Annotated in this window: 14 protein-coding genes and 3 tRNA genes; 2 read left to right on the forward strand and 15 right to left on the reverse strand. The window is 55.6% G+C overall.

What is annotated here, in order from left to right:
- Nucleotides 1-11: 11 nt before the first annotated feature.
- From ACT3T7_RS11185 to ACT3T7_RS11225, 9 genes are all read right to left on the reverse strand, one after another.
- Nucleotides 12-88: transfer RNA gene (locus ACT3T7_RS11185), tRNA-Arg, on the reverse strand.
- A 102-nt stretch (nucleotides 89-190) separates the two neighbouring features.
- Nucleotides 191-267: transfer RNA gene (locus ACT3T7_RS11190), tRNA-Arg, on the reverse strand.
- A 17-nt stretch (nucleotides 268-284) separates the two neighbouring features.
- A tRNA-Ser gene (locus ACT3T7_RS11195) sits at nucleotides 285-377 on the reverse strand.
- Nucleotides 378-501: 124 nt separating this feature from the next.
- Nucleotides 502-693 carry a carbon storage regulator CsrA gene (gene csrA, locus ACT3T7_RS11200; protein WP_087107955.1) on the reverse strand — a complete coding sequence of 64 codons (192 nt, stop codon included), beginning with the start codon at nucleotides 691-693 and terminating at the stop codon, nucleotides 502-504.
- A gap of 192 nt (nucleotides 694-885) precedes the next feature.
- Nucleotides 886-2,136: an aspartate kinase gene (locus ACT3T7_RS11205; protein ID WP_087107953.1), complete on the reverse strand. Its 1,251-nt coding sequence runs from the start codon at nucleotides 2,134-2,136 to the stop codon at nucleotides 886-888.
- Between the two features lie 98 nt (nucleotides 2,137-2,234).
- Entirely contained in the window at nucleotides 2,235-4,844 is a 2,610-nt protein-coding gene (alaS, locus tag ACT3T7_RS11210; RefSeq protein ID WP_444631089.1) for an alanine--tRNA ligase, read from the reverse strand.
- 170 nt (nucleotides 4,845-5,014) lie between these two features.
- Nucleotides 5,015-5,476, reverse strand: coding sequence for a regulatory protein RecX (locus tag ACT3T7_RS11215; protein WP_172118675.1), 462 nt, complete (start codon nucleotides 5,474-5,476; stop codon nucleotides 5,015-5,017).
- Between the two features lie 5 nt (nucleotides 5,477-5,481).
- Nucleotides 5,482-6,543, reverse strand: a complete 1,062-nt coding sequence (gene recA, locus ACT3T7_RS11220; protein ID WP_087107947.1) for a recombinase RecA — start codon at nucleotides 6,541-6,543, stop codon at nucleotides 5,482-5,484.
- An 88-nt stretch (nucleotides 6,544-6,631) separates the two neighbouring features.
- On the reverse strand, nucleotides 6,632-7,165 hold the full coding sequence (locus ACT3T7_RS11225; protein WP_444631090.1) for a CinA family protein: 534 nt from the start codon (nucleotides 7,163-7,165) through the stop codon (nucleotides 6,632-6,634).
- A 148-nt stretch (nucleotides 7,166-7,313) separates the two neighbouring features.
- On the opposite strand from ACT3T7_RS11225, the gene mutS reads away from it, so the two are divergent.
- Together mutS and fdxA are read left to right on the forward strand one after the other, a co-directional pair.
- Nucleotides 7,314-9,902: a DNA mismatch repair protein MutS gene (gene mutS, locus ACT3T7_RS11230; RefSeq protein ID WP_193055334.1), complete on the forward strand. Its 2,589-nt coding sequence runs from the start codon at nucleotides 7,314-7,316 to the stop codon at nucleotides 9,900-9,902.
- A 157-nt stretch (nucleotides 9,903-10,059) separates the two neighbouring features.
- The gene (gene fdxA, locus ACT3T7_RS11235; protein WP_087107940.1) at nucleotides 10,060-10,383 is read left to right on the forward strand and encodes a ferredoxin FdxA; all 324 of its coding nucleotides are present in this window, start codon (nucleotides 10,060-10,062) and stop codon (nucleotides 10,381-10,383) included.
- Between the two features lie 153 nt (nucleotides 10,384-10,536).
- Here the strand turns inward: fdxA and ACT3T7_RS11240 are convergent, their stop codons facing one another.
- From ACT3T7_RS11240 to gltB, 6 genes are all read right to left on the reverse strand, one after another.
- Nucleotides 10,537-11,928, reverse strand: coding sequence for an L-cystine transporter (locus ACT3T7_RS11240; RefSeq protein ID WP_444631091.1), 1,392 nt, complete (start codon nucleotides 11,926-11,928; stop codon nucleotides 10,537-10,539).
- A 642-nt stretch (nucleotides 11,929-12,570) separates the two neighbouring features.
- On the reverse strand, nucleotides 12,571-13,860 hold the full coding sequence (eno, locus tag ACT3T7_RS11245; RefSeq protein ID WP_444631092.1) for a phosphopyruvate hydratase: 1,290 nt from the start codon (nucleotides 13,858-13,860) through the stop codon (nucleotides 12,571-12,573).
- A 57-nt stretch (nucleotides 13,861-13,917) separates the two neighbouring features.
- Nucleotides 13,918-14,781 (reverse strand): 3-deoxy-8-phosphooctulonate synthase, encoded by an 864-nt coding sequence (kdsA, locus tag ACT3T7_RS11250; RefSeq protein ID WP_087107934.1) that lies wholly within the window; start codon nucleotides 14,779-14,781, stop codon nucleotides 13,918-13,920.
- Between the two features lie 11 nt (nucleotides 14,782-14,792).
- Nucleotides 14,793-16,448: a CTP synthase gene (locus ACT3T7_RS11255; RefSeq protein ID WP_172118671.1), complete on the reverse strand. Its 1,656-nt coding sequence runs from the start codon at nucleotides 16,446-16,448 to the stop codon at nucleotides 14,793-14,795.
- 212 nt (nucleotides 16,449-16,660) lie between these two features.
- Nucleotides 16,661-18,079 (reverse strand): FAD-dependent oxidoreductase, encoded by a 1,419-nt coding sequence (locus tag ACT3T7_RS11260; protein ID WP_172118670.1) that lies wholly within the window; start codon nucleotides 18,077-18,079, stop codon nucleotides 16,661-16,663.
- A gap of 33 nt (nucleotides 18,080-18,112) precedes the next feature.
- Nucleotides 18,113-22,555 carry a glutamate synthase large subunit gene (gene gltB, locus ACT3T7_RS11265; RefSeq protein WP_444631093.1) on the reverse strand — a complete coding sequence of 1,481 codons (4,443 nt, stop codon included), beginning with the start codon at nucleotides 22,553-22,555 and terminating at the stop codon, nucleotides 18,113-18,115.
- Nucleotides 22,556-22,616 lie beyond the last annotated feature (61 nt).

Consider the following 22,616-nt stretch of genomic DNA (forward strand, 5'->3'; position numbering starts at 1 on the left):
GGTTTAGAATCTGGCGCGCCCGGGAGGATTCGAACCTCCGACCCCCTGATTCGTAGTCAGGTACTCTATCCAGCTGAGCTACGGGCGCTTTAGTGATGTAAATACTCATTACTAAACATGATGAAGTGCTTATGCTTAAATACTTGTAATGAAATACTTATAGGCTTCCGCCTTACATCAGGTTAGAAGATGGCGCGCCCGGGAGGATTCGAACCTCCGACCCCCTGATTCGTAGTCAGGTACTCTATCCAGCTGAGCTACGGGCGCATCTTCTAATGTGCGGCTGGCGGAGAGAGAGGGATTCGAACCCTCGATAGGGCTATAAACCCTATACTCCCTTAGCAGGGGAGCGCCTTCAGCCACTCGGCCACCTCTCCTCAACAGCACGGCGCGAATGTTACCGATTTCAGCGACTGCTGTCTAGTCCTATGCCGATTTTTTTCGCGCCAGCTTCATCTTACCGTTGATACGCCCTGTATTGGGCGCGATAAAAGCGACCATTTATTCTGCTTCGCTTTCTTCACTGCTACGCTCGCGCTGGATGCGCTGATAGATCTCTTCACGGTGTACAGCCACGTCTTTCGGCGCATTGACGCCGATACGCACTTGATTACCTTTCACACCTAACACTGTGACGGTGATTTCATCACCTATCATCAATGTTTCGCCAACTCGGCGGGTTAGGATGAGCATGGCTGATCTCCTTCTCAGACGTTTTATACAACGGGTTGTGTCCACCAGAGGCGCCACTAAGCCATTATGCGGCATAGCGGCGCGCTAACCAATGCCTCTGACTCCATGACACCCAAACCTCCCGTTGAAAGAAAGCTCACCACCAGCAAGTAGCGAGTACCTTTTCAGCGTAGAAGGTTTAAGGCAGAAATGTTATTCAGATTCTATGTCTGACTTATCCAGGCCAAATGCCTTGTGTAACGCGTTAACGGCAAGTTCCATATGCTTTTCATCAATCACCACTGAGATTTTAATTTCAGAGGTGGAAACCATACGGATATTGACGTTTTCATCAGCCAAAACGCGGAACATCTTCGAGGCAACACCGGCGTGAGAGCGCATGCCAACACCGACCAGGGATACCTTGGCGATATTGTCATCGCCACGCAGCTCACCGCCGCCCAGGTCAGGAATGACCGTTTCTTCAAGCAGCTTCTTGGTGGTCTTGTAGTCGCCCTTCGCCACGGTGAAGGTAAAGTCGGTGTAGTCACCCGCCGGTGCTACGTTCTGCACGATCATATCGACTTCAATGTTGGCATCAGCGATAGGGCCAAGAATGCGCGACGCAACACCTGGTACATCGGGCGTGTGCAGCAGTGTCAGCTTGGCTTCATTTTTGGTAAACGCGATACCGGAAATCAGCGGTTCTTCCATGGAGTCCTCGTCTTGGTCAGCATCTGCAATAATTAGGGTACCGGGGCCATCTTCAAAGCTCGACAGTACCCGTAGGGGAACGTTGTACTTGCCCGCAAACTCTACCGCACGAATTTGCAGCACTTTGGAGCCCAGGCTTGCAAGCTCCAGCATTTCTTCCACCGTAATGCACTCCAGGCGCTGTGCCTTGGTGCATACGCGGGGGTCAGTGGTGTAAACCCCATCAACGTCAGTATAGATCTGGCACTCATCGGCGCCGAGTGCCGCAGCAAGCGCCACCCCGGTAGTGTCCGAGCCACCACGTCCTAGCGTAGTGATATTGCCGTCTTCATCAACGCCCTGAAAACCAGCCACAACCACGACCTTGCCTGCGTCGAGGTCAGCCTTAAGGTCTTCGGTTTCAATGCGCTGAATACGCGCTTTGGTGTAAGCATTGTCAGTATGAATACCGACCTGGGCACCGGTGTGCGAAGTGGCCGCAACGCCAACCTGCTGGAGCGCCATGGCGAGTAATGAAATAGTTACCTGCTCACCGGTCGAGAGCAGCATATCCATTTCACGCGGGGCAGGGTCATCATTAAGCGCATTGGCCATATCGGTCAACCGGTTGGTCTCTCCGCTCATGGCGGAGACCACGACCACGACCTGGTGGCCCTGGTCACGAAAGCCCTTGACCTTTTCCGCCACGGCTTTGATACGGTCAACAGAACCTACCGAGGTGCCACCGAACTTCTGTACGTATAGTGCCATATGCCGTTTTTTCCTATTCGTTCGGGAATGGAGGATGAAAGTAGTTATATTACGTTAGCAAAAGGCCGGTTGCAGATAATTGCCACCGGCCTTTGTGATTAGCTAAGTATGTTTTCCAGCCACGCGGGGACGCTACTTAACGCGCCAGCCAGCGCTTCTGGCTGACTGCCACCCGCCTGCGCCATGTCAGCACGACCACCGCCTTTACCGCCAACTTGAGAGGCGACATGGTTAACCAGCTCACCGGCTTTAACGCGCTCGGTCAGGTCTTGAGTCACGCCTGCAATCAGGCTTACCTTGCCCGCCGCCTCATCGGCAACGCCCAGGATAATAACGCCAGAGCCAATCTTGTTTTTAAGTTGGTCGAGCACGCCACGCAGATCCTTACCGGATACTCCCTCCAACTGAGTCGCCAGCAGCTTAACGCCGCCGATCTCCTGCGCCTGGCTCAGCATGTCGCTACCCGCAGCGCTTGCCAGCTTAGCCTTCAACTGCTCAAGCTCTTTTTCCAGGCTGCGATTACGCTCGACCAATGACTCGACGCGGGCTTCCACCTGCTCGGGCTTGGTTTTCAAGCGATCACCCAACCGCTGCACGCGCGCTTCCTGCTCGCGGAAATAGGCCAACGCATTCTCGCCGGTAATGGCTTCGATGCGCCGCACGCCAGAGGCAATACCTACTTCACTGACGATATGGCAGCAGCCGATATCACCACTTCGTGCAACGTGAGTACCGCCACACAGTTCAATCGAAAAGCCGTCAGCACCGATCGTCAATACGCGAACATTTTCCGCATACTTGGCTTCAAACAACGCCGCAGCCCCTTTGGCCTTGGCTTGCTCCAGGCTCATCTGCTCAACGTACGTCGGCGCATTAGCAAGGATCTGCTCGTTAACCAGACGCTCCACCTCTGCCAACTGATCAGCACTCAGAGGCTCGAAGTGGCTGAAATCGAAGCGCAGACGTTCAGCATTTACCAGCGAGCCTTTCTGCTGTACGTGATCGCCCAACACCATGCGCAAGGCTTTGTGCAGCAGGTGAGTGGCCGAGTGGTTGCGAATGGTCGCAGAGCGCAAGCTGGCATCAACCTCGCCACGAACGCTGGCTCCCACGTTCAACGTGCCTTCTATCATCACGCCCTGGTGCAGATGATGACCGTTCTGCTTTTGTGTATCGGTAACTTCGAAGCGGCCGCCCTCTACGTATAAGTAGCCGGTATCACCCACCTGGCCGCCCGATTCACCATAAAACGCGGTACGATCTAATACGACAGTGCCTTTCTGGCCTGCTTCCAGCGCGACAAGGGCGTTGCCTTCGCTATCCACAATAGCAGTTACCGTGGACTGATCTTCAAGCTGGTCATACCCCGTAAACTGGGTTTCGCCATCCAGCTCAATAGAGGCGCTGTAGTCGGCGCCAAACTGGCTGGCCGCACGGGCACGCTCGCGCTGAGCGTCAAGCTCGCGCTGGAAACCAACTTCATCCAACGTCACACCGCGCTCACGGCAAACATCCGCCGTAAGGTCAAACGGGAAACCGTACGTGTCATACAGCTTGAACACGGTTTCACCCGACAGCACGTTGCCATCAAGCTCCTCAAGAGCAGCGTTCAATAAGCCCATGCCGTGGTCCAGCGTGCGCGCAAACTGCTCCTCTTCTTTCAGCAAAATACGGGCAATTTGAGCACTCGCCTCACGCAGTTCGGGATAGGCATCGCCCATCTCGGCATCCAGTGCATCCACCAGGGTATAGAAGAACGGCTTGGTGGCACCCAGCTTGTGACCATGACGAACCGCTCGGCGGATAATGCGCCGCAGCACATAACCACGGCCTTCATTTGAAGGCAGCACGCCGTCGGCGATTAAAAATGCACACGAACGAATATGGTCCGCAATAACGCGTAGCGAAGGCGTTGCCATATCGGCATGCCCGGTCGCCTTGGCGGCCGCCTGGAGCAAATTCTGGAACAGGTCGATCTCGTAGTTGGAGTGCACGCCCTGCATAACGGCCGCTACCCGCTCAAGCCCCATGCCGGTATCAATAGAGGGCTTGGGCAGCGGGTTCAGCGTGCCCTGGGCATCGCGATCAAACTGCATAAAGACCAGGTTCCAGATCTCAATGTAGCGGTCGCCATCTTCGTCCGCGCTACCGGGAGGACCACCCCATACGTCAGGGCCGTGATCAAAGAAAACTTCTGAGCTGGGGCCGCAGGGGCCGGTATCGCCCATTTGCCAGAAGTTATCTTCATCCAGCCTGGAGAAGCGCTCCGGGTCGATGCCGATTTCATCTTTCCAGATGCGCTCGGCCTCATCATCGCTAATATGCACGGTGACCCACAGCTTCTCTTTAGGCAGACCCAGCGTTTCGGTTAAAAACGTCCACGCAAAGCGGATAGCGTCCCGCTTGAAGTAATCACCAAAGCTGAAGTTACCCAGCATCTCAAAAAACGTATGGTGGCGTGCGGTATAGCCAACGTTATCCAAGTCGTTATGCTTGCCACCGGCACGCACGCAGCGCTGAGATGAGGTGGCACGCACATAAGGGCGTGGGTCACGGCCAAGAAACACATCTTTGAACGGCACCATGCCCGCGTTGGTAAACAGCAATGTCGGGTCGTTACCTGGCACCAGAGAGCTTGTGGGCACAATGGTATGCCCTTGCTCTTCGAAAAAGGATAAAAAGGCCTGTCTAATCTCTGCGCTTCTCATAGGGTATCCGTAACAATAAAGCATGATGCCCCAGGGCGCTGTCGCCGCTACCCGCTGGGGTCGCAAATGCGCCATTATAGCGCAGTTGTCTAACGACTAAAGCGGCAGTTAATGGCTAAGAGCTAAAGACGTCAGAAATCGATAACCCACAATAGTGATGAAAGAAGGCTTTACAGGCAAGAGAGCGCGTAACGAATTTGTTCAAAATCGAAGCCTCGTGACGCTAGAAAGCGCTCTCGTTTGGCCCGCTCTTTGGGGGATTCACCGGGGGAGGAAAAGCGTCGCGATAAGGTATCACTGGCCAGTTCAAACCAATCGACACCTTCATTCTCTTCTACGGTAGCGAGGGTTTCTGCCACTATTTCCTGGCTGATGCCGCGTTGACGCAGCTCGCCTTTAATCCGTATCACGCCCTGACCGCGCATAATGCGTGAACGGATAAAGCTTTCAGCAAAGCGGACGTCTGACTGAAGCCCCTGCTCTTCAAGGGTGTCCAGGCACGCCTCAATGTCAGCGGTATCAACGGCTTTTTGTTTTAGCTTTTGCGCTATCTCAGCGCGAGAGTACTCGCGCCGAGATAGCAGCTGTAGTGCGATGTCGCGTGGGGTGGCATCACGTGACGAAGCAAACATAAGCGTTACAGCAGGTCGTCGTCAGCATCGGCGGCAACATCAGCAGCCGATGCCTCTTCTTTCTTGGGGTCAGGCTTGGCAAGCAACTGTTCGCGGATCTGGCTTTCGATCTCCTCCATAATGGCCGGATGCTCTTCAAGGTACTGAGCCGCGTTTGCCTTGCCCTGACCGATTTTGCTGCCTTTATAGCTATACCAGGCACCCGCCTTGTCGACCAGGTTGCACTGTACGCCCAAGTCGACCACCTCACCGGCATGGTAGATACCCTTGCCGTAAAGAATCTGGAACTCGGCCTGACGGAACGGCGGTGCTACCTTGTTTTTAACTACTTTAACGCGCGTTTCGTTACCGGTGACTTCATCGCCCGATTTCACCGAGCCGGTGCGGCGAATATCCAACCGAACACTGGAGTAGAATTTCAGTGCGTTACCGCCTGTGGTGGTTTCCGGGCTACCAAACATAACGCCGATTTTCATGCGAATCTGGTTGATAAAGACCACTAAACAGTTGGCGTTTTTAATATTACCGGTGATTTTACGCAGCGCCTGAGACATCAAACGTGCTTGCAGGCCTACGTGGGTATCCCCCATCTCCCCTTCGATCTCCGCACGCGGAGTAAGCGCTGCCACGGAGTCGATAATAATCACGTCAACGCCGCCTGAGCGCACCAGCATATCGGTGATTTCAAGCGCCTGTTCACCCGTGTCTGGCTGGGAAACCAGCAGATCATCGAGGTTAACACCCAGTTTTTCCGCATAGCTTGGATCAAGCGCATGCTCGGCATCAACAAACGCACACACCTTGCCCTGCTTCTGTGCTTGAGCAATCACGGAAAGCGTCAGGGTGGTTTTACCGGAGGATTCAGGGCCAAAGATTTCGACTACTCGGCCAAAGGGTAATCCTCCAATGCCAAGCGCAATATCCAGCCCCAGCGAGCCAGTGGAGACTGACGGCATCACAACGCGAGGCGCGTCACCCAAGCGCATCACCGTGCCTTTACCAAACTGACGATCGATCTGACTAAGTGCGGCGTTTAGCGCTTTCGTACGGTTGTCATCCTGAGCCATGCAAACACCCTCATCACAGACTGTATAATTAACCAGTATTATGCCAAAAATTCGTCGCTAAACAAATCCTCAACGTGGTTTTTAACGATTATTTCTCTTCCTGACCCTCAGCCAACATATCCAGGCGCGCCACCAGCCCTGCCAACGCCTCGCGAACGGCCTGCTCGCGTACCGCTTGGCGATCACCGGGAAAATGAAAACATTTGGCGTCCTGGTGATTAACATCGCCCCAGGCCAACCACACCGTACCCACCGGCTTTTCATCGCTGCCGCCCCCGGGGCCTGCCACACCACTGACCGCTACGCCCAACTGCGCGCCACTATCACGGCAGGCACCGGCTACCATGGCATTCACCACCGCTTCACTGACAGCGCCATGGGCGTGTAGTGTAACGTCTGAGACGCCGATCAGCCGCGTTTTAGCCGCATTAGCATACGTCACGTAACCCGTTGTGAAGTAGGCCGAGCTGCCTGCAGCCGAGGTGATCGCACTGGCAATGCCGCCACCGGTACACGACTCTGCCGTGGTCACCTCTATATCCAACTGCTGGCAAAGCTTTCCAAGCCGCTGCGCCAGCAGGGACAAATCCAGATTTTTTAGGCTCGTTATGCTGGGCGTCATGGTCGCTCCTTCATGTAAGATATCAGTCAGCGTAGAATACTGCGTTTAGCTTTCTCAACGAAATCGCTCAAAGAACGTATTTAACGCTTTTATTTAATGAACATGCCGTAAGCGAAATGCGCTTACGCCACGCTCAATCAGGACGCCCATGTCACAGGCCATCCCCCCCAATACGCCCATGATCACGCAGTATTTGAAGATCAAACGCGAACACCCTGACGTCCTTCTGTTCTACCGGATGGGGGACTTCTACGAGCTGTTTTTTGATGATGCCAAGCGCGCAGCTGCGCTGTTGGATATCACGCTTACCCAGCGCGGCCAATCCGGTGGCAAACCCATCCCGATGGCGGGCGTTCCTTATCATAGCGCCGAAGGCTACCTGGCCCGCTTGGTGGCTACCGGTGAATCCGTGGCCATTTGCGAGCAAATTGGTGACCCGGCAACCAGCAAGGGTCCGGTTGAGCGGCAAGTCGTGCGCATCGTAACACCCGGCACACTGCATGATGAGGCGCTCCTGGATGCCCGGCGCGACAACGTGCTGGTTGCGTTGGCACCCGGCAGTGACCGCTGGGGGCTTGCGTGGCTTGAGCTATCCAGCGGGCGTTTTAGCGTGCTGGAAGTCGAGAGCGAAGCCGAAATGCTTGCCGAGCTGACCCGCCTTTCACCTGCCGAACTACTGGTTCCTGAGAGCCTGACACTACCCGACGTGTGGTCGCAGAAGCGCAGCTTGCGTCGCCAGGGCGAGTGGCTGTTTGATTTGGAAAGCGCCAATCGCAGCCTGTGCGACCAATTTGAAGTTCAGGACCTACGTGGGTTTGGCTGCGCCCACCTTACCACCGCCCTGGTGGCCGCCGGGGTACTGATTGATTATGCCCGTGATACTCAACGTTCGCGCTTGCCCCACGTAACGGCACTCAGCGTTGAAAACCGTGATGATGCGGTGGTCATTGATGCTGCCAGCCGGCGTAATTTAGAGATCGATATCAACCTTGGCGGTAGCACGGACAACACGCTTGCCAGCGTACTGGACACCTGCACCACCGCCATGGGGTCGCGGCTTTTAAAGCGCTGGTTGAATCGCCCCCTACGCCAGCGTGAAACCGTGCAGGGTCGCCAGGCGGGGGTGGCACTTTTAAGCCTCGATGCTGCATACATGACGCTACGCGACACACTCAATGATGTGGGTGATGTAGAGCGTATTTTGGCCCGCGTCGCGCTCTATAGCGCCCGCCCACGCGACCTGGCCCGCTTAAGAGACGCCCTTAATACGTTGCCAGCACTTGAGCAGCAGTTAGGTGGCGTAGAAAGCGGCAGTACGCTGGATAATTTGCGTCCGCATATTCGCCCCTATCCAGATATCGCCGACCAGTTGAGCCGGGCGTTGATCGAGAACCCACCGGTGGTGATCCGCGATGGCGGTGTGATTGCCGATGGCTATGATGCCGAGCTTGACGAACATCGCGGCATGGCCGAAAACGCTGGCAGCTACCTGGTTCAACTGGAGTTACGTGAGCGTGAGCGTACTGGCCTTGCCAACCTCAAGGTGGGTTACAACCGGGTGCACGGCTACTTTATAGAGCTCCCCCGCTCCCAGGCCCAGCAAGCACCGGCTGATTACATCCGCCGCCAAACGTTGAAAAATGCCGAGCGGTTTATTATCCCCGAGCTCAAGGAGTTTGAGGACAAAGCGCTTTCCGCCAAGTCACGCGCACTGACCCGTGAAAAGTGGCTGTATGAACGCCTGCTAAGCGAACTCAACGAACATCTCATGGCGCTACAAAGCACTTCCCGGGCGCTTGCCGAACTTGATGTACTGTGTGCATTTGCCGAACGTGCCGATGCGCTTAACTGGGTGCGCCCGACCCTGAGCGACGCGACCGGCATTAGCATTACCGCTGGCCGCCACCCAGTGGTAGAACAAGTCAGCGACAAGCCGTTTGTGCCCAATGACGTTGTGCTGTCGCCTGATCGTCACATGCTGATTATTACCGGCCCCAATATGGGCGGTAAATCGACCTATATGCGCCAGACCGCCTTAATCGCGCTGCTAGCCCATAGCGGTAGCTTTGTGCCTGCCGATGCGGCTGAGATTGGTCCTGTCGACCGGATATTCACCCGCATAGGCTCCTCGGATGACCTTGCCGGTGGGCGCTCCACCTTTATGGTCGAGATGACCGAAACGGCTAATATTTTGCACAATGCCACAGAGCATAGCCTGGTGCTGATGGATGAAATCGGCCGGGGCACCAGTACTTTCGACGGACTTTCCCTGGCCTGGGCAAGCGCTGAGCACTTGGCGCAGGCGCAGGCACTGACGCTCTTTGCTACACACTACTTTGAAATGACCGCCCTTCCCGAGCAGGCCGAAGGCGTGGAAAACATTCATTTAACCGCTACAGAGCATGGCGATAGCATTGTGTTTATGCATCGCATTGAGGCAGGCCCGGCTAGCCAAAGCTACGGCTTACAGGTCGCCCAACTAGCCGGTGTTCCAAGCCACGTTATCAAGCGCGCCCGTGAAAAGTTGATTGCCCTGGAACAGCGCGATGTAGACACTCATCAGGCGCGCCCAGGCCCGGCACAACAGGCTCCTGCCAATAGCCCGTCACCCCAGCAAAACGATCTATTTGCCAGTGCGCCACATCCGGTTTTAGAAGCACTGGAGCGTGCCGACATTGATGATTTATCGCCCCGCGAGGCACTGGCGTTGGTCTATCAATGGCGAGATTTGTTGTAACCGGTGCAAGAGAAGATAGCCAAGTGCTTGCCGTGAGGTATGGGCGCCACTAGAATGTCGCCCATACTTTTTAGCTTATAAGAAACAGCCGTTTTATAACCATTCATGATTGACCTATGACCGGGACCTCCCCCGGTCCCGCAAGAGGGATAGCGCGATGACGTTTGTCGTTACCGAAAACTGCATCCAATGCAAATACACCGACTGTGTAGAGGTTTGCCCGGTCGATTGCTTTTATGAAGGCCCCAACTTCCTGGTGATTCACCCGGATGAGTGCATTGATTGTGCGCTATGCGAGCCTGAGTGCCCGGCCGAAGCCATCTTCTCAGAGGATGAGCTGCCGGATGGGCAAGAACCGTTTATCGAGATCAACGCTGAGCTGGCCGAAGTGTGGCCCAACATCGCTGAAAAGAAAGATGCCTTGCCAGATGCCGAAGAGTGGGATGGCAAGAGCGGCAAGATCGACAAGCTGGAGCGATAACACACCGTGTCGTTAGCCATCGGCTTAAAAACCAGCGTTCGCGCTGGTTTTTTTATGTCTGCTTGTCCCTCCTCTTCAAGGATAACGCACTCGACAAACGCAAAAAGCCACCCGAAGGCGGCTTTGTGTAGTTTGCTTAACTTGCCGGTTGGATTACGCTGCTTTCGGCTCGTCCAACTGGTCATCGTTGGAAGCAAAAATAGCCGCGTCGTGCTGCTTGAGCAAACGGCTGGTCACCGTACCCGCCGTCATTGAACCATTGACGTTGATGGCGGTGCGGCCCATATCAATCAACGGCTCAATCGAGATGAGAAGCCCCGCCAAAGCAATCGGTAGGTCAAGCGTTGAGAGCACGATGATCGCGGCAAAGGTTGCCCCGCCGCCAACACCGGCAATGCCGAAAGAGGCCAGCGTCACGACCAGTACCAGCGTTGCCAGAAACTCCAGTGAAAACGGATCAATCCCCACCGTGGGCGCAATCATCATGGCCAGCATGGCCGGATAAAGCCCCGCGCAGCCGTTTTGGCCGATGGTCGCTCCGAAGGAGGCGGAAAAGTTGGCAATCGCAGGGGGTACGCCAATCCGGTCTACCTGCGCCTCGATATTCAAAGGAATCGTGGCCGCGCTTGAACGTGAGGTAAAGGCAAAAGTGAGTACCGGCCAGACCTTCTGAAAATAGCGTTTGGGGTTAACCCCAGCGCCCATCAAAAATAGCGCATGCATGACCAGAATAAGTGCCAAGCCAACGTAGGAGGCAACGACGAATCCGAGCAGATTAAAGATATCGTTGAGGTTCGACGTAGAAACCACTTTGGCCATTAACGCCAGTACCCCGTAGGGCGTAAGGCGGATCACCATGCGCACCAAACGCATGATCCACTTCTGCACAATATCGATGCCTTCGATAAGCTTGTCGCCAATCACTGCATTTTCACGCTTGATGCCCAGAGCGGCCAAGCCGAGAAACGTTGCAAAGATCACCACACTGATAATGGAGGTGGGTCGTGCGCCCGCTAAATCCTGAAACGGATTGCTGGGAATAAACGAGAGCAGAAGCTGTGGGATGGTCAGGTCTGCCACCTGAACACTGCGCTCGACAATCGCCTGGCCGCGCTCCAGCTCGCGAGCGCCTTGTACCAGCCCCTCGGCAGACAATCCAAACAGTTGAGTCATGCTAATGCCGATAACCGCAGAAATCGCCGTTGTCAGCATGAGCATGCCAAGTACCCCCAGGCTAATCTTGCCCAGCGCACTGGCATCATGTAAGCGCGTAACAGCAGATAAAATGGTCACCAGCACCAACGGCATAATGATCATTTTTAACAGTTGGACATAGCCACCGCCCACCAGGTTTACCCAGTCGATGGTGCCCTCAAGCACCTCTGAACCGGCGTATCCCCATTGCAATAGCGCGCCAAGCACCACCCCAACGACCAGGCCTGCAAGCACCACGCGAGACAGGCTGGCACCACGCCGCTGCCAGCGCGCCAGCAGTGCAATCGCCAGTATAAAGACCAACACGTTGATCGCAATCAACCCATGCATGTAACGCACCTCCTGAATAACAAAAAACGGCACATCAACGATGTACCGTGTGACAAGCGCAGCAGAAACATAGCCTGCTAATTCTGCGGGCCATGGTAAGTAATAGCGAAGAAGAATAAAAATGGATTTTACTTATAACCTAGGAATCATTTGGCTGGTTGCGTCGGCCGGTTGCAAGAAACACCGGGGACAACCCTCTTGCCAGGTATTCAACGTAAGTAGGTATAAAACGTAAACACAAAAAAAGGCGACCCTTAGGTCGCCCGCTCCAAACACTTCCTCTGACCGCTCCATGTGTCAACTTCCTCAGGCCGCTTCCCTACCGAAATTCACCTCAGTGTGTCATTCGGTGGGCCTGTTTACACCCCATTGCGTTGCATTCTGTCTAAAGCATCCCTGCCTCCCCTGTCCTGAATGCATTGTGGCAGATAACAACGTCATCTCAAGGCGGCCTATAACAAAAAGGGCAAGCCTAAGTGGCCTGCCCTTCAATAAAAAACAACTTAAAATCAATTAGATAAACTTAAATTAGACGAAATTTTTCTACTTTTCCTACCCACGTCGAGCGATTTTCGTCGGTTTTTGTAGGACATGTCTTACAAAATCTTGAGACATTTCTTACAAGACAGCTAACAAATCCCGTTATTGGCCCTTGATAGCCTTCAAGCCGGGATAAGCGACATCGCCAAGTTCTGACTCAATCACCAACAAGCGGTTATATTTGGCAACCCGGTCAGAGCGGCATAAGGAGCCGGTTTTAATCTGGCCTGCACAGGTGCCCACCGCTAAATCAGCAATGGTGGTGTCTTCTGTTTCACCGGAGCGGTGCGAAATAACCGCAGTAAAGCCTGCATCCTGAGCCATCTTGATGGCGTCCAGCGTTTCAGACAGCGAACCGATTTGGTTAAACTTGATCAAAATCGAGTTACCAATCTGCTCGTCGATACCGCGCTTAAGAATTTTGGTATTGGTAACGAACAGATCGTCGCCCACCAGCTGCACTCTATCGCCCAGCTTGTCGGTGAGGGCTTTCCAGCCATCCCAATCCGACTCATCCATACCGTCTTCAATAGAGACAATCGGATAGTCTTCACACAAGCCTGCCAGGTAGTCAGTAAAGCCTTGTGCATCGTAACTTTTACCTTCACCGGAAAGATTGTACTGGCCATCCTTGTAGAACTCAGACGACGCGCAGTCGAGTGCCAGCGTGACATCACTGCCTAGCGAATAACCAGCATCCGCCACCGCTTGCTTGATAACAGCCAAGGCATCCGCATTGGACGCCAGGTCAGGGGCAAAGCCACCCTCATCGCCCACAGAGGTAGACAGGCCTTTGGCAGACAGTACCTTCTTCAGCGCGTGGAAAATTTCAGCGCCCATACGCAGGCCTTCACGGAAGTTTTTGGCGCCGACCGGCTGCACCATAAACTCCTGAATATCCACGTTGTTATCCGCATGCTCGCCGCCGTTGATGATGTTCATCATCGGCACGGGCATGCTGTACTGACCTGGCTGACCATAAAGCTCGGCAATGTGTGCATAAAGCGGCACGCCCTTGGCGTTAGCCGCGGCTTTAGCGGCCGCCAGCGATACCGCGAGAATTGCATTCGCACCCAGAGTGGCTTTGTTGTCAGTGCCATCCAGCGCCAGCATGGCATCGTCCAGACCGCGCTGATCGCGCGCGTCCATACCGAGCAGCGCCTCACGGATTTTGCCATTGACCGCATCGACAGCTGTCAGTACACCTTTGCCGAGATAGCGTGCTTTGTCACCGTCACGTAGCTCAAGCGCTTCACGCGAACCGGTCGAAGCACCGCTGGGTGCGCAGGCTTCACCCGTTGCCCCACTTTCAAGGCGCACACGCGCTAGCACCGTCGGGTTACCGCGTGAATCGAGTACTTCCAGTGCACTGATATCTACAATTTTGGTCATGACAGTCTCCTTGGTTGGCGGTCTATTAGAAGGTTATGTATCGCATGATGGCCGTGATCAGCGAATGGTCAACGGCGCAAAATTTTTCACCAATGAATCAAGCTGAGATAGCTGCGTTAAAAATGGCTCAAGCTGGTCAAGCGGCAACGCACAGGGACCATCGCACTTGGCGTTATCCGGATCAGGATGCGCTTCTAAAAACAGCCCCGCAAGCCCGACGCCAACGCCTGCACGGGCAAGCTCGGCGACCTGGGCACGCCGCCCATCCGCACTATCAGCACGCCCGCCGGGGCGTTGCAGCGCATGGGTAACGTCGAAGAACACTGGGTAGCCAGTCTGCTTCATATCGCCAAACCCAAGCATATCGACAATCAGGTTGTTATAGCCAAAGCTTGAACCGCGCTCGCACAGCATCAGGCGATCATTACCGGCTTCCTGAAACTTGCTGAGAATATGGCGCATTTCATGAGGCGCCAGAAACTGCGGCTTTTTGATATTGATCGCCGCACCGGTTTTGGCCATCGCTACCACGAGATCCGTCTGACGTGCCAGGAAAGCAGGCAGCTGAATAATATCCGCCACTTCTGCCGCTTGAGCCGCCTGCCAGGGTTCGTGGACATCGGTGATGATCGGCACACCGTAACGCGACTTAATGTCAGCGAGTATCTGCAAGCCTTTCTCGATACCTGGACCACGGTACGAATGAATCGAGCTGCGATTGGCTTTGTCAAAGCTTGCCTTAAACACATAAGGCATGCCGAGCTTTTGCGTCACGCTAACGTAGGCTTGGGCGACTTCATCGGCAAGTTCTGCCGACTCCAGTACATTCATGCCTCCCAGCAACATGAGAGGCAAAGAATTGCCGGCGGTTAGGCCGGCAATGTTGATATGACGCTCTTGGAAAGGTGCTTGAGAAGACATTGGCTTCCCCCTTATTCCTGAGGTGTCGTGTGAGTTCTGGTACGCGCTGTTTTGTACTCAAGCGCTGCGTTCACAAAACCCGAGAAGAGCGGATGCCCGTCACGCGGGGTGGAGGTAAACTCCGGATGGAACTGACACGCCACGTACCAGGGGTGATCCGCAAGCTCAACCATTTCGACCAGTGACTGATCGACACTTTTACCCGAAATCACCAGGCCGGTTTTTTCCAGCTCATCAATAAACTGGTTATTGACTTCAAAGCGGTGACGGTGGCGCTCGACAATCTCATCAGAGCCGTAGGCTTCGCGTGCTTTACTGCCCGAGGTCAGGTGGCATACCTGGCCGCCCAGGCGCATGGTGCCGCCCAAATCGGACGCCGCATCACGCAGCTCGATTTTACCTTCAGCGTTCAGCCATTCAGTAATCAGGCCGACCACCGGGTGCTGAGTATCGTGGGTAAACTCGGTGGAGTTGGCATCTTTCCAACCCGCCACGTTACGCGCAAACTCAATCACCGCTACCTGCATACCTAAGCAGATGCCCAGATAAGGCACGTTATTTTCACGCGCAAACTGGGCGGTCAGAATTTTGCCTTCCACGCCGCGCTCACCAAAGCCGCCAGGTACCAGAATCGCATCTTTACCTGCCAGACGCTCAGTGCCGTGGCGCTCGATGTCTTCAGCGTCGATGTAGTCGACGTTGACCTTGATACGCCCTTGAATACCAGCGTGGATCAGCGCTTCATTAAGCGACTTGTACGCATCCAGCAGCTCCATGTACTTACCGACCATGGCGATGCTGACCGACTTCAGCGGGTTTAGCTTGGCATCCAGCACTTTTACCCACTCGGAAAGATCAGCAGGCTCGGCTTCCAGACGCAGCTTGTCGCACACGATATCGTCCAGGCCGTGCTCGTGGAGCATCAACGGAATGCGATAGATCGTATCGGCATCCTGAAGCGGAACGACCGCACGCTCTTCAACGTTGGTGAACGACGCGATTTTGCGACGCTCGCTCTCTTCCAGCTCAACTTCGCTACGGCAAATCAGAATATCCGGCTGGATACCGATGGAGCGCAGCTCTTTAACGCTGTGCTGAGTCGGTTTGGTTTTCGTCTCACCGGCTGTCTTGATATAGGGCACCAAGGTCAAATGCATAAACAGTGCGCGGTTAGCGCCCAGCTCGCTGCGAATCTGACGGATGGATTCCAAAAACGGCAGCGATTCGATATCGCCGACCGTGCCACCAATTTCCACCAGCGCCACGTCAAAGCCTTCACCGCCGGCATAAACGCGCTGCTTGATTTCATCAGTGATGTGCGGAATTACCTGCACCGTGCCGCCCAGGTAATCACCACGGCGCTCTTTGCGCAGCACGTGCTCGTAAACACGGCCAGTGGTGAAATTATTACGCTGGGTCATCTTGGTACGAATAAAGCGTTCGTAGTGGCCAAGGTCCAGATCGGTTTCGGCGCCATCCTCAGTGACGAACACCTCGCCGTGCTGGAACGGGCTCATGGTGCCCGGGTCCACGTTGATGTACGGGTCGAGCTTGAGCATGGTGACCTTAAGGCCGCGGGCCTCTAAAATCGCCGCCAGCGAGGCCGACGCGATGCCCTTGCCAAGAGAGGACACAACGCCGCCGGTCACGAAGATATATCGTGTCATGGAAAACCTGTCGAAACGTGATCAAAAGGCGTAACAGAAAGCCACACCAGGATGGGACGACAGAATAGCAGACTACGCCCCAAGGCTCAATTTGAACTGTCAATATCGGATAAGCCATAGCTTCTGTTTTGAGCACCGCCTCCAACAATCGCTGGCTGAAGCCTGCTTCCATACACCATGAGCAGGCCGTAGCAGCACGGCCTGCTCATCGCTTAAACGCCCAGGTAGTTCATGATGCCTTCTGCCGCTTGGCGCCCTTCATAGATAGCGGTCACGACCAGGTCGGAGCCGCGCACCATATCGCCACCGGCAAAGATTTTTTCATTGCTGGTTTGGAAAGCGTACTGACCGTGCTCGGGGGCTTTCACCAGGTCACGCTCATTCAGATCAATCCGCGAACCTTCAAACCAGGGCGCAGGGCTTGCCTGAAAACCAAATGCCACGACCACGGCATCGGCGACAATAGTCTCTTCAGAACCCGGCACCACCTCAGGACGGCGGCGGCCATTTTCATCAGGCTCGCCCAAGCGAGTGCGCACCACTTTGACGCCTTCGACCTTATCTTCGCCCACCACCGCCACCGGCTGGCGGTTGAACAGAAACTCGACGCCCTCTTCACGTGCGTTGGTCACCTCACGGCGTGAACCGGGCATGTTCTCTTCATCACGGCGATAAGCACAAGTAACGCTCTCAGCGCCCTGACGAATAGAGGTGCGGTTACAATCCATGGCGGTGTCACCACCGCCAAGCACCACAACGCGCTTGCCTTCCATTGAGATGTAATCGCTGGGATCTTTTTCAAACCCAAGGCAGCGGTTGACGTTGGCGATCAGAAAATCGAGCGCTTTATATACGCCGGGCAAGTCTTCCCCGGGGAAGCCGCCTTCCATGTACTTATAGGTTCCCATGCCCAGGAAAACCGCGTCGTACTCCTGAAGCAGCGTGTCGAACTCGATATCCGTGCCGATTTCAGTGTTCAGACGAAATTCAATGCCCATTTCCTCGAACACCGCCCGGCGACGCTCCATGACGTTCTTTTCAAGCTTGAACTCAGGAATGCCGAAGGTTAGCAGGCCACCGATTTCCGGGTACTTATCAAACACCACGGGTTTAACGCCGTTGCGCGCCAGAATATCAGCGCAACCAAGCCCGGCAGGGCCTGCGCCTACAATGGCGACTTTTTTATCTGTCCACACGACCTTGGACATGTCCGGGCGCCAGCCCATGGCAAACGCGGTATCGGTAATGTACTTCTCAACCGAGCCGATGGTGACCGCGCCAAAGCCGTCGTTAAGCGTACAGTCGCCTTCACACAGCCGGTCTTGCGGGCAGACGCGGCCACACACTTCCGGCAACGAGTTGGTCTTGTGCGACAGCTCCGCAGCTTCAATGATGTTGCCTTCCACCACCAACTGCAGCCAGTTGGGAATATAGTTGTGAACCGGGCATTTCCACTCGCAGTACGGGTTGCCGCAGTGCAGACAGCGGTGCGCCTGGCTTGCCGCATCCGTGGGTTTGAACGGCTCGTAAATCTCGGCGAACTCTTTGGCACGCGTATGGGCGGCTTTTTTCTGTGGGTCCTGACGACCCACATCAACAAACTGGAAATCGTTGTTTAAACGGTTAGCCATGATATTTCTCCTCGAAGCGTAGACACAGGCGGTTTATTGCGGCTGACGCCGAGATTGATCCAGCAGGCTACCCAGGCTCGCCGCTTTTGGCTTCACCAGCCAGAAGTGACGCAAGTAGTCGCTAAAGTCTTCTAAAATCGCTGCCCCACGGCTAGAACCCGTCTCCTCGACGTAGGTGCTAATCAGCTCGCGAAGGTGGCGACGATAGGCCTCCATGGCTTCGGTGCTGACGCGATGAATTTCGACCAGCTCGTGGTTGTACTTGTCCACGAAGGTACGGTCTTCATCCAGCACGTAAGCGAACCCACCGGTCATGCCTGCGCCAAAGTTAACGCCCGTCTCACCCAGCACGCACACCAGGCCGCCGGTCATGTATTCGCAGCAGTGGTCGCCTGCGCCCTCAATCACCGCCGTGGCGCCGGAGTTACGCACCGCGAAACGCTCGCCAGCGGTGCCCGCAGCCATCAACGTGCCGCCGGTTGCGCCATACAGGCAGGTGTTACCGATAATCGCGGTTTTATAGCTTTCGAACTGGCTGACCCAGGGTGGCACGATGACGATCTTGCCGCCGTTCATGCCCTTACCCACGTAGTCGTTGGCATCGCCTTCCAGGTACAGGTTCAGGCCTCGGGCATTCCAGACGCCGAAGCTCTGCCCTGCCACACCGGTAAAGTGTGCAGTAACGGGCGCGTTTTCCAGCCCCTCTTCCCCATAACGCTTGGCGATAGCGCCGGAGGAAAGTGCGCCAACGCTGCGGTCGCAGTTGGTGATCGTAAAGCTGAACTCACCGCCGGTTTGATGCTCAATAGCGTCTTTCAGCGCCGCCAACACTTCCTGGTTTTTGGCCCCCGGGTCGTGCGGCACGTTACGGCTCACCGTACAGAACTGAGGCGCTTCGGCGGGTACAAAGTCATTGGCCAATAACGGCATCAGATCGAGCTTGCGCTGGCTTGCCGTGTTGCCTTCAAGCACTGCCAGCAGGTCAGTACGCCCGATCAGGTCGGTCAGTTGGCGCACGCCCAGTATGGCCATCAGCTCACGCACTTCTTCAGCGATAAAGCGGAAGTAGTTTTTGACCATATCCACCGTGCCGCGGAAATGCTCGCCGCGCAGGAAGTCGTCCTGAGTAGCGACCCCGGTGGCGCAGTTGTTCAAGTGGCAAATACGCAGGAACTTACAGCCCAGCGCCACCATCGGTGCGGTACCAAAACCAAAGCTTTCCGCCCCCAGAATGGCCGCCTTAATGACGTCCAGACCGGTTTTGAGGCCGCCGTCGGTTTGCAGGCGAATTTTGTCGCGCAGGCCGTTGATACGCAGTGCCTGATGCACCTCAGGCAGGCCCAGCTCCCAAGGGGAGCCCGCATGTTTGATAGAGGTCAGCGGGCTTGCTGCGGTGCCACCATCGTAACCGGACACCGTGATCAGGTCGGCGTAAGCCTTGGCAACGCCGGTGGCGATGGTGCCGATCCCCGGCTCAGATACCAGCTTGACCGACACCTGCGCATCCGGATTGATCTGCTTAAGATCAAAGATCAACTGCGCGAGGTCTTCAATCGAGTAAATATCGTGGTGCGGCGGCGGTGAAATGAGCGTGACGCCAGGCACCGCGTGGCGCAGACGCGCAATAAGTTGGTTGACCTTGCCGCCAGGTAGCTGGCCACCTTCGCCCGGCTTCGCGCCCTGGGCGACTTTAATCTGTAGCACTTCTGCATTGACCAGGTAAGCAGGCGTTACCCCAAAGCGCCCCGAGGCAATCTGCTTGATTTTAGAGCTGCGGATCGTCCCGTAACGGGCCGGGTCTTCGCCGCCCTCACCCGAGTTGGAGCGCCCGCCCGCCTCGTTCATTGCCTGGGCCAGCGCCTCGTGCGCTTCAGGAGAGAGCGCTCCCAGCGACATCCCGGCACTATCAAAGCGCGGCAGCAGCGCTTCAACCGGCTCGACCTCTTCAAGCGGCAACGGCGTCGCGGCAGGCTTTAGCGTCAGCAAATCACGAATAGTGGCAACAGGGCGCTCATTAACCAGCTGAGCAAACGCCTTCCACTTGGCGTAGCTGCCCTCCTGCACGGCAGCCTGCAGCGACTTCACCACATCAGGGTTATAGGCATGGTACTCATGACCATGCACATACTTGAACATACCGCCTTGGGAGATACCTTTACGGGTAATCCAGGCATCCTTGGCCAACAGCTCCTGCTGCATTTGCAGCTCGGTAAAACCCGCGCCCTGAATACGTGATGCCATGCCTGCAAAGCAGGTATCCATCACGTCATCAGAAAGGCCTACGGCTTCAAACAGCATGGAGCCACGATAGGAGGCCAGCGTTGAGATGCCCATTTTAGAGAGAATCTTGAACAGGCCTTTTTGCAAGCCTTTGCGATAGTTCTCACGGTCGTCGGCCGGGTTGCCGGTAAGCTCACCCGTACGGTGCATATCGGCCATAATCTGATAGGCAAGCCACGGATACACGGCGGTCGCACCGATACCAAACAGCACGGCCATCTGGTGGGCATCCCGGGCGTAGCCAGTCTCAACGATAATATTGGCGTTGGGACGCAATGCCAGGCGGCCCAGGTGCGTATGCACCGCGCCAACGGCGAGCGGCGCCTGAATAGGAATAATGCCCTTGGGCAGCTCCGCGTCGGTAAGTACCAGGATCACCTTACCCGCTTTCACCTGGGCTTCGGCCTCTTGGCAGAGCGCATTCAGCGCCTGCTTTAAGCTCTGCTGTTCCGGGTCGTAGCCCATTGACAGCGTGTGGCTTGCAAAGGCCGGGTCGTCCTGGCTAACCAGCGCGGTAAATTTACGTGGTGAAAGTACCGGTGTAGTCAGGATCAACCGATGCGCGTGCTCAGGCGTTGCCTTGAAAACGTTAAGCTCAGCACCGCAGCAGGTTTCCAGCGACATCACGATGGCTTCACGCAGCGGATCAATCGGCGGGTTGGTTACCTGAGCAAACTTCTGGCGGAAGAAGTCGGTTAACAGGCGCGGACGGCTAGAAAGCACCGCCATGGGGGTGTCATCACCCATGGAACCCACGGCTTCCTGGCCACTTTCGGCCAGCGGACGCAGCACCTGGTCACGCTCTTCAAACGTCACCTGGAACATCTTCTGGTGCACGTTCAGCGCATCAGCCTCCATGGTCTGGAAGCGTGCAAGCTCGGTGAGCGCGGATTCCAGATAGTTGGCTTCCTGCTTGAGCCAGCGCTTATAGGGATAAGCAGACTTCAGGCGGTCATCAATATCCCGGGTATGCAGCACTTCGCCGGTTTGGGTATCAACCGCCAGCATTTGACCAGGGCCTACGCGGCCTTTGGCGACCACGTCCTCAGGCTTGTAACCGTAAGTACCAATTTCAGATGCCAGGGTGATATAGCCGTTTTTGGTGATGACCCAACGAGCGGGACGCAGGCCGTTACGGTCCAGCATACACACCGCTTGGCGGCCATCAGTCATGACCACACCTGCCGGGCCATCCCACGGCTCCATGTGCATGGAGTTGTACTCGTAGAAGGCGCGCAGCTCAGCATCCATGGTTTCAACGTTCTGCCAGGCAGGCGGCACCATCATGCGCACCGCACGGTGCAGCTCCATCCCTCCCGTCAGAAGTACTTCCAGCATATTGTCCATGCTGGAAGAGTCGGAACCCGTGGTGTTAACGATTTCATCCAGCTGTGCGATATCGGGCAGTCGCTCGTTAACGAAGTTGGCCTTGCGTGAGTTCGCCCAACCGCGGTTAGCCTCGATCGTATTGATTTCACCGTTGTGCGCCAACAGTCGAAACGGCTGTGCCAGCGGCCAGCGCGGCGCCGTATTGGTTGAAAAGCGCTGGTGGAAAACACAGATAGCGGTTTCCAGACGCGGGTCGTTTAAGTCTTTATAAAACGCCGGAAGATCTTCCGGCATGACTAGGCCTTTATACGACACCACGTCAGAGGAGAGCGATGCGACATAAAAGTCTTCTTCGGCCCGTAAAGCCTGCTCGGTATAACGGCGCGCCATAAACAGATCAACAGTGAACTGCTCGCTCTCACCGGGCTCGATAAAGACCTGCTCGATACGCGGCAGGCAGTCAAGCGCCATGGGGCCACAAACGCTTGAATCAGTGGGCACAACGCGCCAGCCGACGACATTTAGGCCACGAGCACCCAATTCGCGCGCAAACGTCTCGCGCGCAGCCTCGGCACGGGCATCATCGTTGGGTAGAAAAACAACGCCCACGGCGAACTGGTCGCCCAGCGTAATCTCCAGCGCGTCTTGTGCGGCTTCGCGCATAAAACGGGTCGGCATTTTAAGCAGCAACCCACAGCCATCACCGGTTTTACCGTCAGCGGCAATCCCGCCCCGATGCGTCATACAGGTGAGTGATTCGATAGCGGTTTTCAGCAAATCGTGACTGGCCTGCCCTTCCATATGGGCAATAAGGCCAAAGCCACAGTTATCGCGAAACTCGCCGGGCTGGTGAAGACCTTTATTCATGGGCGTGCCTCTAGTTAAAGGTATTTTATTAGCAGCGTTATTATGATTTAATAGACGGTTT

The organism is Halomonas sp. 111 (assembly GCF_052379685.1).
Classification (GTDB): Bacteria; Pseudomonadota; Gammaproteobacteria; order Pseudomonadales; family Halomonadaceae; genus Vreelandella; species Vreelandella citrativorans.